At 65.1% G+C, this 14,856-nt stretch carries 7 protein-coding genes and 2 tRNA genes; 5 read left to right on the top strand and 4 right to left on the bottom strand.

Features of this window, described 5'->3' with window-relative positions; translation table 11 throughout:
- Positions 1-18 precede the first annotated feature (18 nt).
- Positions 19-1,923: an extracellular solute-binding protein gene (locus AC1EJR_RS10515; RefSeq protein WP_477147030.1), complete on the bottom strand. Its 1,905-nt coding sequence runs from the start codon at positions 1,921-1,923 to the stop codon at positions 19-21.
- Positions 1,924-2,140: 217 nt separating this feature from the next.
- Here AC1EJR_RS10515 and fabI point away from each other — a divergent pair, with 217 nt between their 5' ends.
- Both fabI and AC1EJR_RS10505 read left to right on the top strand, forming a co-directional pair.
- Positions 2,141-2,926, top strand: coding sequence for an enoyl-ACP reductase FabI (fabI, locus tag AC1EJR_RS10510; RefSeq protein ID WP_092289767.1), 786 nt, complete (start codon positions 2,141-2,143; stop codon positions 2,924-2,926).
- Between the two features lie 165 nt (positions 2,927-3,091).
- Positions 3,092-4,753, top strand: a complete 1,662-nt coding sequence (locus tag AC1EJR_RS10505) for an ABC-F family ATP-binding cassette domain-containing protein (protein WP_477147029.1) — start codon at positions 3,092-3,094, stop codon at positions 4,751-4,753.
- Positions 4,754-4,788: 35 nt separating this feature from the next.
- Here the strand turns inward: AC1EJR_RS10505 and AC1EJR_RS10500 are convergent, their stop codons facing one another.
- Positions 4,789-10,302 carry a trifunctional serine/threonine-protein kinase/ATP-binding protein/sensor histidine kinase gene (locus tag AC1EJR_RS10500; RefSeq protein WP_477147028.1) on the bottom strand — a complete coding sequence of 1,838 codons (5,514 nt, stop codon included), beginning with the start codon at positions 10,300-10,302 and terminating at the stop codon, positions 4,789-4,791.
- Positions 10,303-10,581: 279 nt separating this feature from the next.
- Here AC1EJR_RS10500 and AC1EJR_RS10495 point away from each other — a divergent pair, with 279 nt between their 5' ends.
- Positions 10,582-12,237, top strand: coding sequence for a M30 family zinc metallopeptidase (locus AC1EJR_RS10495; RefSeq protein WP_477113317.1), 1,656 nt, complete (start codon positions 10,582-10,584; stop codon positions 12,235-12,237).
- Between the two features lie 5 nt (positions 12,238-12,242).
- Positions 12,243-12,554 (top strand): hypothetical protein, encoded by a 312-nt coding sequence (locus tag AC1EJR_RS10490; RefSeq protein WP_255370656.1) that lies wholly within the window; start codon positions 12,243-12,245, stop codon positions 12,552-12,554.
- A 19-nt stretch (positions 12,555-12,573) separates the two neighbouring features.
- Here the strand turns inward: AC1EJR_RS10490 and AC1EJR_RS10485 are convergent.
- Together AC1EJR_RS10485 and AC1EJR_RS10480 are read right to left on the bottom strand one after the other, a co-directional pair.
- Positions 12,574-12,650, bottom strand: a tRNA-Arg gene (locus AC1EJR_RS10485).
- A 64-nt stretch (positions 12,651-12,714) separates the two neighbouring features.
- Positions 12,715-13,962 carry a sensor domain-containing diguanylate cyclase gene (locus tag AC1EJR_RS10480; RefSeq protein ID WP_441643944.1) on the bottom strand — a complete coding sequence of 416 codons (1,248 nt, stop codon included), beginning with the start codon at positions 13,960-13,962 and terminating at the stop codon, positions 12,715-12,717.
- Between the two features lie 438 nt (positions 13,963-14,400).
- Between AC1EJR_RS10480 and AC1EJR_RS10475 the strand changes: the two genes are divergently transcribed.
- Positions 14,401-14,477 (top strand) — tRNA-Pro (locus AC1EJR_RS10475).
- The last annotated feature ends 379 nt before the right edge of the window (positions 14,478-14,856 follow it).

Below are 14,856 nucleotides of genomic sequence, written 5' to 3'. Positions count from 1 at the left end.
CGGGTTCCGTCAGTGCCGTCATTGGGTCTTCGGCGTCAGATCGTTCCGCCACCAGTTGGAGAGGACCCAGCCCTCCGCCGTATAGAAGTACGGCAGGCGGGTCGGGTAGGACATCGTATTGCGATAGGCCACGCGATGCGAGGCACTGTACCAGTTCGGCACGATGTAGTACCCGTGCATCAGCACGCGGTCCAGCGCGCGGCCCGCCGTGACGAGTTCGTCGCGCGTGTGCGCGTGCAGCACGTGGTCCACGAGCTTGTCGATGGCAGGCGATTTCACGCCGAACAGGTTGTCCGAGCCGGGCGTGGTCGCGGCCTCGGTCGTGAAGCGGTCGCGCAGCTCGTTGCCGGGGCTTTGCGAGTCCGGGAAGCGGATCGACACCATGTCGAAGTCGAAATCCTCGAGACGCTTTTGATACAGCGCAAAGTCGGTGGTGCGCTGATGCACCTCGATGCCAAGCTTCTCCAGGTTGCGCACATAGGTGGTGATCACCCGGCTCATCGCCCCGCCGTCATCGAGGAATTCGAACACCAGCGGCTCGCGCTTGGCGTTGCGCAGCGCGCCGTCCTCGTAGGTCCAGCCGGCCTGGGCCAGCAGGCGGCGGGCTTCGCGCAGGTTGTCGCGCAGCGAGCGCGGTGCGTTGGTGGTGGGCTGCACCACATCGAGGCCGAACACTTCCGCCGGCAGCTGGGCGCGCAGCGGCTCCAGCAGCGCCATCTCGCCCGGACCGGGGCGGCTGTCGAACGTGGCGCTGGCGGCCAGGTCGCTGTTCGAGAACCAGCTGTCCAGCCGCTTGTACGCGCCGTAGAACAACTGGCGGTTCAGCCATTCGAAGTCCAGCGCCAGGATCAGCGCGCGGCGGACGCGTACATCCTGGAACACCGGTTTGCGCATGTTCATCACGAAACCCTGCATGCCGGCGCCGTTGCGGTGCGGGAATTCGGTCTTGATCAGCTCGCCTTTGCGGAAGCGCGTGCCGACATAGCTCTTCGCCCAGTTTTTCGACCGATATTCGACAATGGCATCGAATTCGCCGGCCTTGAACGCCTCCAGCTTGGCCGTCTCGTCCTTATAGAGCCGGTAGACCACGCGGCCGAAGTTGAACGTGCCGCGCCGTACCGCCAGATCCTTGCCCCAATAGCTCGGGTTTCGCTTGAAAATGATGCCGCGACCGGCGTCGTAGCGGTCGATGACGTAGGGGCCGCTGGTGATCGGTTCCTCGAAGGTCAGCTTGTCGAACGGCACCTTGGCGGTCCATTTCTTCGAGAACACGGGCAGTGAACCGACGATCAGCGGCAATTCCGTGTTGCGCTGCTTGAAGTCGAAGCGGACGGTGCGCTCGCCGGTCACGACCACGGCCTTCACGTCGGTACACATGCTCCGGTAGCCGGGGCTGGCCGACTTGCTCATGAGCATGTCGTACGAGTACTTGACGTCCGAGGCCATGACCGGGTCGCCATTGGTGAAGCGCGCCTCCGGTCGGATGCGGAAGGTCACGGACAGCGCGTCGGGCGCCACGGTGACGTCGTCGGCCAGCAGGCCATAGGCGCTGGCGGTTTCGTCCGCGCTACTGATCAACAGCGATTCKAACATCAGCGCGGTCAGGCCGGGCGCCGAGGTGCCCTTGAGCGTGAACGGATTGAACTTGTCGAAGCTCGTGCGCCGGTCCGGGTTGGCCAGCGTCAGCGTGCCGCCCTGGGGCGCATCGGGGTTGACGTAGTCGAATTGCTTGAAATCGGCCGGATACTTGAGGTCGCCGTGCAGGGCAATCCCGTGCGCGGCATGCGCCAATGCGGGAAAACCCGAGGCCAGCACGCATATCCAAAGCGCCAATGGCGCCAGCCCCCGCACCTTCTGCAGCACCGCGCCACGACGAAAGCACTGCCCTGCCGCCTGAAGCGGCCAACGTGCGCGAATAGGCATCCCGTTGCAGACCTCCACTCTGACCTGGACATGCCCGGCGTCTTGTGGCCGGGCGAAGTTGTGCGACAATTTTACATGCGTCCGGGTGGCCCCCAGCCATCCGGACATTCCCTCTGCGCGGCGCAACAAACTGCGGGGAACTTTACCCGTCGTGCACCGGCCCCGGGGGCCGAGCATGAAACATGCCCGCCCCACCCTCACATATCTTGGAGAATTTATGGGATTTCTGGCAGGTAAGCGGATCCTGATCACCGGCTTGCTGTCCAACCGCTCGATCGCCTATGGCATCGCCTCCGCGTGCAAGCGCGAGGGCGCCGAGCTGGCTTTCACCTATGTCGGCGAACGCTTCAAGGACCGCATCAGCGACTTCGCCAAGGAATTCGGCTCCGACATGATCTATGAGTGCGACGTGGGCAGCGATGAGCAGATTACCGCGACTTTCGCCGCTCTGGGGCAGCGCTGGGAAAAATTCGACGGTTTGGTGCATTCGATCGGCTTTGCGCCGCGCGAAGCCATCGCCGGCAATTTCCTGGACGGGCTGTCGCGCGAAGGCTTCCGCATCGCGCATGACATCTCGGCCTACAGCTTCCCGGCACTGGCCAAGGCTGCGCTGCCGCTGCTGTCCGACAAGGCATCGCTGCTCACGCTGACCTATCTCGGCGCCGAACGCGTGGTTCCGAACTACAACACGATGGGCCTGGCCAAGGCGTCGCTCGAGGCGAGCGTGCGCTACCTGGCCGAAGCCGTGGGCGAGCGCGGGATCCGCGCCAACGGCATCTCGGCAGGCCCGATCAAGACGCTGGCTGCGTCCGGCATCAAGGACTTCGGCAAGCTCCTCAGGCATTTCGAGGAAGCCGCCCCGCTGCGCCGCAACGTGACGATCGACGAAGTCGGCAACGTGGCCGCCTTCCTGCTGTCCGATCTGTCCAGCGGCGTGACGGGCGAGATCACCTACGTCGACGGTGGCTTCAACATCGTCGGCGCGGGGGGCGTGGGGGCGTAATCCCGGCGCGCGGCCCGCGGCCATCAAGAGCGCCCCAGTTGGGGCGCTTTTTTTTTGGGCGTTCATCGTCGATTTTCCGCCGATTGCTATTGTTGCACCGCAACAAATAACGACCGTCACACGCCCGGTCGGCTATCATGGCAATCCTCTCCGAAGTGGCTCCCCATGATTTCCGTTCGTAATGTCACGCTGCGTCGCGGCGTCAATGTCGTGCTCGACCGCGCGTCCGTCACATTCAACCCCGGCGAAAAGATCGGTCTTGTCGGCCGCAATGGCGCCGGCAAGTCGTCCTTCTTCGCCCTTCTCAACGGCACGCTGCACGAAGACAGCGGCGAGTTCTCGATTCCTGCTGCGTGGAGGATGGGCCAGGTTGCGCAGGAGATGCCGGAGACCGAGCAGAGCGCTACCGACTTTGTCGTCGAGGGTGACACCGTGCTGTTGGCCGCGCAGGCCGAAGTCGACGCCGCCGAGGCCAGCGACGATGGCATGCGCATGGCGCACGCCTATATGGCCCTGCACGACGCTGGTGCACACGATGCCCCCGCACGTGCCCAGGCGCTGATCCTGGGCCTTGGCTTMAGTGGTGCGCAGCTTAGCCAGCCGGTCAACAGCTTCTCCGGCGGCTGGCGCATGCGCCTGCAACTGGCGCGCGCGCTGATGTGCCCGTCCGACCTGCTGCTGCTCGACGAACCGACCAATCACTTGGACCTCGACGCACTGGTCTGGCTGGAAGCCTGGCTCAAGCGCTATCAGGGCACCATGGTGGTGATCAGCCACGACCGCGAGTTCCTCGACGCCGTGACGCAGGTGACGGTGCACGTCGACAACGCCAAGCTCGTGCGTTACGGCGGCAACTACAGCAAGTTCGAAGACATGCGCGCCGAGCAGCTTCTATTGCAGCAGGCCGCGGTGGCCAGGCAGGCCGACAAGATCGCCCACCTGCAGAAATTCATCGACCGTTTCAAGGCCAAGGCCTCGAAGGCGAAGCAGGCGCAGAGCCGGGTCAAGGCGCTCGAACGCATGGAGAAGATCGCCCCTGTGCTTGCCGATGCGGAATTCACGTTCGAGTTCAAGGAGCCTCTCAACGTCCCGAACCCGCTGTTGTCGATGCTGGACGCGAGCTTCGGCTACCCGGCGCCGACCGACGCACTCCCGGGCACGCCGCCCACGGTCATCGTGAAGGGCATCAACCGTTCCGTGCTGGCGGGGCAGCGCATCGGCATTCTCGGTGCGAACGGCMAGGGCAAGTCCACGCTGGTGAAGACGGTGGCACACGCGCTGGCGCCGGTTGCCGGTGAAATCAGCGAAGGCAAGGGCCTGAACATCGGCTACTTCGCACAGCAGGAACTCGACGTGCTGCGCCCGCTCGACACGCCGATGGAGCACATGATCCGCCTTGCCAAGGACACGCCGCCGCACATGCGCGCCCCCGGCCAGAGTGGCACCGAGCAATCCCTGCGCACCTTCCTCGGCACCTTCAGTTTCAGTGGCGACATGGTGCATCAGGCGGTGCACACGATGAGCGGCGGCGAAAAGGCGCGGCTCGTGTTGTGCATGATCGTGTGGCAGCGCCCCAACCTGCTGCTGCTCGACGAGCCGACCAACCACCTCGACCTGGCCACACGCGAAGCGCTCGGCATGGCGCTCAACGAATTCGAAGGCACGGTGATGCTGGTCAGTCACGACCGGGCCCTGCTGCGCGCTGTATGCGATGAGTTCTGGCTGGTCACCAAGGGCGGCGTCGAGCCTTTCGACGGCGATCTGGACGACTACCAGCAATTCCTGCGCGACGAAGCCCGTCGCCTGCGCGAGGAGGCTGCCGCATAGCCGACGGTCATCGCCTGAGATACCCGTTCAGGGGATCACCATGACGTGCCCGGCTCCGCGGGCACCGTGAACTGAAAGACCGCACCGTGGGGCACGTTCGCACTCGCCCACATTCGACCCTCATGGGCGTCGATGATCGAACGGCAGATGGACAGCCCCATCCCCAGCCCGGCGGACTTGGTCGTGTAGAAGGGAGCGAAGATGCGCTCGGGGTCGTCTGGCGCAAAGCCGGGCCCTGAATCACTCACCGCCACGCGCACGCAGTTCCCCTCCGCTTTCTCCGTACTGATCAGCAAGTCCCGCGCGCCGTCGCTCGCGCCGCTCATCGCTTCCATGGCGTTGATGAGCAGATTGAGGAGGACTTGCTGCAACTGGACCCGATCTCCCTGCACAAGCGGCAACGGGTCCGCGAGATGCGTCTGCACCAGCGTGTCGTGCTTCCGTGCTTCGGCACGGGTAAGTTCGACCACCTCGCGGATCGCCTGGTTGATGTCCAGCGGCTCCTTCCGGGGCGGCGCCTTCTTCACCAGTTCACGGATGCGGCCAATGATGTCCACCGCCCGATTGCCATCCTTGATGATGCGACCCAGTATCTCGCTGACCTCGTCGATGTTGGGCGGCTCGGCCCTCAGCCACCGCACGGCTGCGTGCGCATTGGTCACTGTCGCAGCGACCGGCTGCTTGATTTCGTGCGCAATCGAGGCCCCGAGATGCCCGATTGTGGCAACGCGGTTCGCATGGGCCAGTTCCGTCTGCGCCTCGCGATAGCGTCGCTCGCCCTCCCGGATACTTTCCTCCGCCTGCTTGCGCTCGCTCAGGTCGAGCACGAAAGCGACGCCCTCCCTTCGGCCGGTTTCGAAGGTGGCTGCACCGATCAAGACGGGCACGCGGCTGCCGTCCTTCCTGACAAACTCCTTCTCGAACGGCGGCGCGCTTCCCATCTCCCTGATCTCTTGCAGCACGCGCTCGTCGCCCTCGCGCCATTCCGGTGGTGTCAGGTCCGTCCAGCGCACGCTACCTGCGATGAGATCGTCACGCGCGTATCCCACCATGCGAAGAAACGCATCATTGGCCTCGAGAACGTCGCCTTCCACAGTCCAGACGACGATCCCGATGATGTCGGCGTCGACAAGGCGCCGAATCTTCGCCTCACGCTCCACAAGTTCGCGGTAGAGATGGGCATTTTCCAACGCAATCGCGGCCTGCGAGGCCACCAGCCTCAGGATCGCAATGCGGGCGGGAGTGAACACATGGGTCGTGAGATGGTTTTCGAGATAGAGCGCGCCAGTGAGCCTCGCCTGATTCATCAGCGGCAAGCAGAGAATGGAACGGGCGCGATGCTGTGCGATGTAAGGATCGGCCGCAAATGTGGGATCCGCCACGGCATCGTCGAGGATGACGCTCTCCCGCGTCCGCAGGACGTAGTTGAGAACAGACTCCGGCAGCACCGCATCGGTCATGGGCTGGTCGTGGAGATGCACGGCGACCATCTCCCCGTCGATCGTTGCCTCCGCAGTGATCCGCTGTTCACCGGCATCCGGAAGGATCAATAACCCGCGTTCGGCGCCCGCCTGCTCAATCGCCGTACGCATGACCATCTCGATCAGCTTTTCCAGGACGATCACACCGGAGACCATCTGCGACACCTTGATCACGGTCGAGAGATCAAGGTGTTCGACGGGCGTCGTGATCGTGCCCGTCGGGCCGGGGGCAAACGCTTCCGTTCTGAGGTGCGGGTGCATCTGCTCAAGTTGCCGCGCCTTCCCATCGGCTCGCCAGCGCAGGTAGCTGTAGTGCGCATGGCGCAAGTAGGTCTCGGCGATGACCGCGAACTCACGCGCCGCGTAGAATCGCGCGGCAAGCTCGTTGGCGAGCGCTTCCACGTGCACGAAACCGTTGGCGCGCGCCGAGCGGATCGCCAGTTCGTAGAGCCGCATCGCATCAAGTTCGCGGCCTTCAATCCGGGCGATCTCCGCGCCCACCAGCGCGGCGCGACTCTCGAAATTTTCCGGGCAATGCTCCGCCCAGACCGTCAGTTGCCCGTGATGCCCAGCCAGCGCCGTCAGGTGCGCTTGCCGCGCATCGCCGGATGTGGCATCGGCGCAGGCGGCGTGCGACAGCGCCCCATAGAAATAGTATTCGGCTTCCTCGAAAAACGAGGCCGTGGTCCAGAGCAGGCCTTTTGCCTTCGCAGCGGCGTCCATGGCCGCCGCGTGGTCGCCGGCGATACAGCGCGCCTGTAGCTTCCGGATCCAGTACCAGCACGCCGCAATCGCCAGATCCGGGTTCTCCGAGAAACGCCGCTCGATCCGCGCCTCATCAAACTGCGCGTCGTCGAGGCAACCAAACTTGGGCGTGAGCCCCCGCAGCGTGCGCATCAGCGCGACTTGCGTGGCGATGATGTCGATGGCGAGACCGAACCGCGATTTCTCGGCGAACGCCAGGCCGTGCTCGGCTTCGGCCAGCGCGTCGCACAGCGAATCGCCGGAGAAGATCAGGTTCGAGTTCAGATCGTTGCGCGTGTAGGTTGCATACTGGAGATCCCCGACGCGGTTTGCCGCATCGAAGGCGCGGCGTTGCAGATCACGGCAAGCCCCCACGTGCTTCATCCAGGGCACGACAAACAGCGCGAAGCAAACAAAGGTTCTCGCCTCGAGGCGCTTAAGCCCGCGCCGCTCCACGAGGTCGTAGCCAAGCTGACCGAACCGGAACCCCGTCTTGTAGTCGCCGAAATGCGGCCCTGCAATGCGGATGAGGATGACGTAGGCGAAGCACGAAGCATCGCAATTGCCGTGCTCCAGGCTCAGGCCGACCGCCTTGCAGATCGTCAGCGAAGCCAGGTTTTCATCGGTGTACAAGGCCGGCGTCCAGAGCTTCATCAGCACATCGACGGTGGCCAGGGAGGCAGGGTCCTCCATCAGCGGCATGTCGATAAGCGCCTCGATTTCCCGATCCTCAAGCGCCGACCCGATGCGCCCGTATTCGCGCCGTACCTCGTCGCCGTCCGGATGGGGTGACCAATCGATGCCGAAATGTCGGAGGCAATTGAGGCCGACATTGATCGCGCGGCTGCTCTGATCGAGCACCAGGCAGACATCCATGTGCAGGCAGGCCACGATGGCTTGTTCGACCGTAGTCGCGGCGTGACCTGACAGTGCCGCCAATTCCTCATCCGCAACCGAGAGTTCACCGGTCAGGAAGGTGCATTCGGCCCGGTTCAGCTCCAGCGCGAAGAGCATCTCGTGCTGGCGCTCCCAGCTATCCTCCCCCAACAGCGCCACGCCGATATTGAGATAGGTGAGCGCCGATGCATAGGCGGTAGAACCCTTGGCACGCTTCCCCGCCATCAGGTTGAGCCCGGCGAGCTGGTCCCGCTCCGCTTGCGCCGTGATCAGCGCAGCGCCGCGGTTGAGCTGATTGACGATCTCGAAGATCGCGGCCTCCTGCTGCCCGATGGGCGTTCGGGCGACCAGCAAGCGGCCGATCCGCAGATGCACCTCGGCGCGCATCGCTTTCGGGATCAGCGAATAGGCGGCTTCCTGCACGCGGTCATGGATAAACCGGTAAGCGCCCTCCAGCCGCTCGACCAGTTCCAGGCGGACGGCCTCCCAGAGCACCGCATGGACCTCCTTCTCCGGAATMACCAGCACGGTGGACAACATCGTGATCTCGGCGATGTTGCCGAGGCAGGCCAGCTGCTGCAACGCCTGCTGTGTCTCGCTCGGCAGACGGCTCAGTTTGCCCACCATCAGATCCACGACATTGTCGGTGTAGCCCTTGGCATGAATGCGATCGAGATGCCAGGACCAGCCCTTCGTGTCATGGTCGAAGTGGAACAAGCGCTCCTCGGCCAGCGCGTAGAGAAACTGAATCACGAAGAACGGATTGCCGGCCGTCTTCTCATGCACCAGCTGCGCCAGCGATGCCACGCGCGTCGTGTCGCAGCACACGGCATCGGCAATCAGCTGCCCGAGGTGTTCACGGCCAAGCGGCGCCAGGGTGATCTCCTCCACCGTTCCGCGAGCGCTCCGGATCGCCTGCAACTTGTGCGTCAGGGGATGGGCGGCATCCACCTCATTGTCCCGATAGGCGCCGATCACCATCAGGTGCTGCAAGTCCGACCGCGCCAGCACATCCTCCAGCAAGTCGAGCGTTGCCGTGTCCAGCCATTGCAGATCATCGAGGAAGAGTGCCAGCGGGTGTTCCGGCCGGGCGAAGACACCGATGAATCGGCGGAAGACCAGTTGAAAGCGGCGTTGCGCCTGCTGCGGCTCAAGCTCCGGCACCGGCGGTTGTTCGCCGATGATGAGCTTCAGCTCGGGGATGAGGTCGGTCATGAGCCGTGCATTCGGCTCCAGGGCTTCCAGCAGCGCGGCGCGCCAGCTCGCCAGTTCGGCGTCCCGCTTACCAAGCAGCGGCCGCACCAGACTCTGGAACGCCTGCACCAAGGTCGAATAAGGAATGTCGCGCTTGTACTGGTCGAACTTGCCTGCGGCAAAGAGCCCCCGTGGCGGCACCAGTACCTTGTGCAACTCGTTGACGACGGCGGTCTTGCCGATGCCGGAGTATCCCGAGACCAGCACAAGTTCCGGTGCGCCGCGCGTGATCACGCGGTTGAAGGCCGCCAGCAACCTGTTGACTTCGCGCTCCCTGCCGTACAGCTTCTCGGGAATCACCAGACGGTCGGGCGTGTCGTGCTCGCCAAGCGGGAAACCATCGATCTGGCGATGGCTCTCCCAGGCAGCCAGGCAGCGTCGCAGATCCTGCTCGACACCGGCCGCAGTCTGGTAGCGCTCTTCCGCCGTCTTGGCGAGCAGCTTCATGACGATCTGGCAAAGCGGGGCCGGTATCGACGTCAGGCGCTCGCTGGGCGGCATCGGCTTTCGGGCGATGTGGCAGTGCACCCATTCCATCGGCTCGCTCGCCGAAAACGGCAGGACACCGGTGAGCATCTGGTAGATCACCACACCGAGCGAATAAAGGTCGCTGCGCGAATCGATGGAGCGATTCATCCGACCGGTCTGCTCGGGCGCCATGTAGGCGAGCGTGCCGGCGATCGTTTCGGRCGGCTCGGGTGCCTGATGCTCGCGCGGCAGCCGCGAGGCGATGCCGAAGCCGGTGAGTCGCGCGCGTCCGTCCGTGACATTCACGAGAACATGGGCAGGCTTGAAGTCCTTATGGACCAGGCCGCGCTGATGGAACTGGCCAAGCGCCGCCGCGATGGCGGCAGCGAAGCGCAAGACCCTGCCCGTCTCCATGGGTGCGCCGAGCAGCAACTCGAGCGGCTCGCCGCCCGGGTCTTCCAGCACCAGCGAGGTCCGGCCATCCTCGCGCAGAAGCTCCAGGGGCCGCACCGCCCACGCGCTGTCGAGTTCATCCTTCAGCCTGAATTCGTGAGCAAGGCGGTCGAGACTGGCGGACGATGGATAGTCGGCGGCGGGCCGGACGATCAGGACGATGTCGGCGCCGTCATTGCCCGGGCGCTGGCCTCGACAGAAAACGTGCTCGCCGTCCTGCCACAGGATTTGAGGGCTTTGGCTGTTACCCATGAGCGCCGAAACCGGGTGAGGGGTTGATCTTGCGCGCTGCTGCCTACCAATCATCCTGCCGAGAGTCCTGCCAATAGGGCGTCACATTGGCATCAATGCGGAGCATCAAGCGCCTCCCAAGAATAGGCGAAAAAGTGGGAAATGTTCCAACCCGCAATGTCTCGCGGGGGCCTTCGGATAGAACAATTGCGAATCTCTGCGGCCCGCTGATTCAGATCAAGCGCCTAGCCGGCGGTCCATGGAAAAAGCTTCCTTTCCCATACGAAGAGGAAAGGAGTCATGATGAAGAAGCTGGCCTTGGCGTGCTGCATGGTTGGCGGCCTTGCCGCATGCGGGGGTGATGGCGGGTCCGACCACCCCACTGCGCCGCCCATCCCACCCACCCCACCTGCCCCGACGGCGCCCCACCCCCCGGCTGACCTGCTGTCGGTGGCGTGCACCGGCTGTGGCGCGCTGGACGCCAATACGTATGCCGGAACCAGTGTGGGGGTCTGGCGGCATGTGAACGCCACCGCCGCGCCGGTCGATGTGCCGGTCAGTATCCGCGGGCTCTCCGGGCACGATGTCACGCTGGTTTTCACCAATCAGGGCGCTGAGCCGCAGGCGATGCCGGCTCTCCCGCTGGTGCCCAAGGCATCCGCGTCGGCGATCGGCAAGACGTGGCGTCTCGATGGAGAGGACAGCGCCGTCATGCGGCGCGTCGGCGAATTCAACGCCCATGGCTGGGCCCGACTGGCGGCCACACGTCCGCTGGCGGCGCTGGAGGCGCGGGAAGCTCGGATCGCCCCGCGGCAGGCCGTGCTCAACGAGTCCCGCACCTGGCATGACGCTGAAGACCAGCCGCATATGGCGACGCTGTTGCGCCAGTCACAGGCCAGCGACGGCACGGTCGTCAATTTCTGGATCGAGGATGCCGAGCGCGGTCCTGCAAAAGTCAGTGACGCCACCATCGACGCGCTTGCCGCCAGTTTCCTGGGGCCGGGCAAGGTCTATGACCTGCTGACGCACGTCGGCGGGCCGCTCTGGGGCGCGCATGGGTATGCGGAGTTGATCCCGGGTGCCGGCCAGCCGCTCGATATCGTCATCCTCAAGCTGACGAGCGACAACCCGTCCGCGCGGCTGATGGGCTACTTCTATTCGCGCGACGTGATCCGGCGCAGCGCCGGACTCCCTCATAGCAACGAAGCGGTGGGCTTCTTCCTGAATTCGGAATCGCTGTACGCGGCGGGCGACGCCGCGCTGAAGCAGGCTGCCAGCACCATGGCCCACGAAGGCATGCACTTGCAGAACTTCTACCGCCGGGGCGCTGGCCACGGCCCGAAGTATCTGTTCGATATCTGGATCGAAGAAGCCACCGCGATGATGATGGAGGACTTCGCCGGGCACGCCATCGACCCGGCCGTCAACGATATTCGCGATGTCCGGTTCCGCGACTACGTCAGGATCCGCAACGGCATGTACAACTGCAGCCTGACCACGTGGGAGCCGTTCGGGGAGACGTGCGAGAGCTATTCGGTGTCGGGCTCGCTGGGCGGGTTTCTCAATCGCCAGCTTGGCGCTGGGTTCTTCTCGCGGCTGTTGCGCGACGTGAGCAGCGAGAAGTCACTGGAAGTCCTTGATGCGGCGATCCGGGCCGAAGCTACCGGCGCGGGACTCGGCGAGCAGCTTCGCCGCTTCTCGGCGACCGCCGGGTCGCTGATGCGGGCCACCGACAGCCCCGCTGGCTACGGCTTTCCGGCGCGCGTCGATGGCGCGCTGCGACTGCCGGTGATCGATCCGCAGAACCTGGCCGGACTCCGCGCGCTGACGCAAACCGTGCCGGCGCAGCTGCAGCCGTATGCGAGCATTCCCATCGTCCGGCCGGCGATGCATGGGATCTATAGCGAACGGGTGAGCGTGCCGCCCGGCACCGCGCTGTCGGTGATCATCCAATGAGGGGGGTGACGAAGCGCGGCCTTCTGGTGATGGCGGCCGCCGGTTGCCTCGCCGCCTGCGTCGGGGCGACGCCGCCTCCGGCGGTGGGCGCGCGCATCGCGCTCACGGGCGAGGTTCGGATCATCGGCAATGCGCCCCACCCCATGGCTGTGCTGCAGGTGGACGATCAGACGGTATGGGAATTGACCGGGATCAGCGTCGCGCTGGCGCGGCCACTGGTGGGCCGACGGGCAACGGTAAGAGGGACGGTACGGCGGGCGCCGGCACCCGGTAGCTGGATGCCCGCCCTGGAGGTGGAAAGCACGGCGCCGCCGTGAACCCTTCCGCGTGAAGACTTGGCCCGCCCTAGAGGATTCGAACCTCTGACCGCTCGCTTAGAAGGCGAGTGCTCTATCCAACTGAGCTAAGGGCGGCCGGGGCGCCACGAGCCTTGCCGTGGCGGCAAGGCCAGCATTCTACTCCACCGCGCGCGCGAAATCAGTTGGATTCGCGTTCGCGCACACGGGGCCGGCGCGGCATGCCGACCGGCTCGCCGCTGTCGTGCGACGACACGCAGTTGCGGCCCATCTGCTTGGCGTCGTACAGCGCGCGGTCGGCCCGACGCATGACGGCATCGGCATTCTCGCCCGCCTGCCGCTCGGCCATGCCAATACTGACGGTGTAGGCAATCGGGTCCGGTTCCGAGGGGCACGGCGCGCCGCGCACGATCGCGTTCAGGCGCAGGCTCACGGCGCGGCCCGCCTCCATCGCGGTATCGGGCAGGACGATGGCGAACTCCTCGCCGCCCAGTCGCCCCAGCACCGCACCCGCCGGCGCTGCCTTGCGCAGCAGGCCGGCGAAGTGGCGCAGCACGCTGTCGCCGGCCAGATGGCCGTAGAGGTCGTTGATGGCCTTGAAGTGATCGAGGTCGATGAACGCCACGGTGAACGACTGGCGCGTGCGTTCCGCCTGCTTGCAGGCCAGCTCGAGTTCCTCCCAGAACGCGCCGCGCGAGAGCACGTCGGTCAGGTCGTCGTGCCGCGCACGGCGCTCCAGCATGCGGCGCAGCCGGTCGTGTGCCATCAGCGCGAAGCTGACCGACAACCCCACTACGCCGAACACGAACCAGACTGTGACGCCGCCATCGGCATCGACCGGCGCGTGCGAGCGAACCTGGCCCAGCGCCTCCAGCATCGGCAGCGCCTGCATGGCTGCCAGGGCGGCACAGGCCAGCGCCACGAAGCAGAGGCACAGCGCGGCCAGCCGCCCGGTGCCCCGCTTCTCCGCCACGCACGGCGCCGTGATGCGGATGATCTCGATCGACAACAGTATTTGAATACAGGCGGCCGCCAGCGAGAGCGACACCCCGAACGCCGCCGACTCCGGCAGCGTGGCCGGCGCGAGGTGGCTGGCCGCATGGGCCCCCACCGCGACCAGGGCCGGCAGGTTGGCGATGGCCAGCACCCTGCCCCGGCCCGGCTTGCCGACGAAATGGCGCGTACCGTAGACCATCATCGACAATCCCACGCTCAACGCCAGCTCGGGCAGGCCATGGAGTGGCCATTCGGGACGCCACGCATGGGCCGCCAGCAGCACCACCGCGAGCGTGACAATCAGGTCCCCCAGCGCCCACGAGGTCAGCCCGCTGCGCTCCATGCCCGGCGCGCGCCGCAACACGGCACAGACGACCGCCATCTGCAGCGCAAACAGGCCTGCGATCAGCACTACCACCTGCGACTGAAACATCTTCCTTCCCGTTCACAAAGGCATCGCCAAGTGCTCCGCGCGGCACTGGGAAACCACCTTCTGTTTGCGGCCTGCGATGGCCGTCCTGTTTTGTTTCCGCAGGTTCCGGGCGCCCTGGGCAGCCGGTGGCCGCAAGGGCACCGGTGGGGCGTGGCTCAGGCACTGCCGCGCCGCTCGCGTCGCTCGCGGCGGCTGGCGCACCATTGTTGTGATAGTCGGGACCGGGTCCGGATGGGAACAGCAACCCGGCGACGTGCGCCGGTCGGACCTTTGCGGTGTGCGGATTATGTCAGCGCCCGGAACCAAGTCAAGCCTAAAGCGCCCCGCTGAAGCGGGGTGTTGGGCGCAGCGGCGATGACGTCACATTTTGGCATCAGGAATGCTTATTGCACGCCGTGATTGACCGCACGAGCCGTCCCGGGCTAGAATCGCCGGCTTCGGAGCGTAGCGCAGCCTGGTAGCGCATCTGATTTGGGATCAGAGGGTCGTAGGTTCGAATCCTATCGCTCCGACCAGTTTTGCAAGGTGTTTTAGGCAGTAGAACAAGTGGTGGAATCAAGGGCTTACGTCTTCGGCGTAGGCCCTTTTTTCATGGCGCCCGGCCGACGGCCGCAGGGCATGCTGCACCGCCKAACGTGCTATAATCCCGCGTCAGTTCCGGGGTATCTGAGCATGCCCTGTAACCGGGTCCGTGCTGCCAGGCACACTGGATTTTTCGGCGCCGCACCCCCAGATTCGGGGTATGTCGCGGCCGGCCAGACCCGGAAACACCTTGCCCGCCTGTCCCGAGACGCACAGGACCGCGCCATGGCACGGTCCAGCCCGATGATCCATCGGGCGCTTCACACGTATTCCCTAAAAACTTACGCAGCTCTCGGGGCTGCCGCAAAGGAA

This window comes from Cupriavidus sp. 05T42 (assembly GCF_056396345.1).
This window is presented reverse-complemented; position numbering and strand designations above follow the sequence as displayed.

Coding starts and splice junctions, on each gene's coding strand:
- fabI (WP_092289767.1), top strand. CDS start 2,141: ATGGGATTTCTGGCAGGTAAGCGGATCCTGATCACCGGCTTGCTGTCC.
- AC1EJR_RS10495 (WP_477113317.1), top strand. CDS start 10,582: ATGATGAAGAAGCTGGCCTTGGCGTGCTGCATGGTTGGCGGCCTTGCC.
- AC1EJR_RS10480 (WP_441643944.1), bottom strand. CDS start 13,962: ATGTTTCAGTCGCAGGTGGTAGTGCTGATCGCAGGCCTGTTTGCGCTG.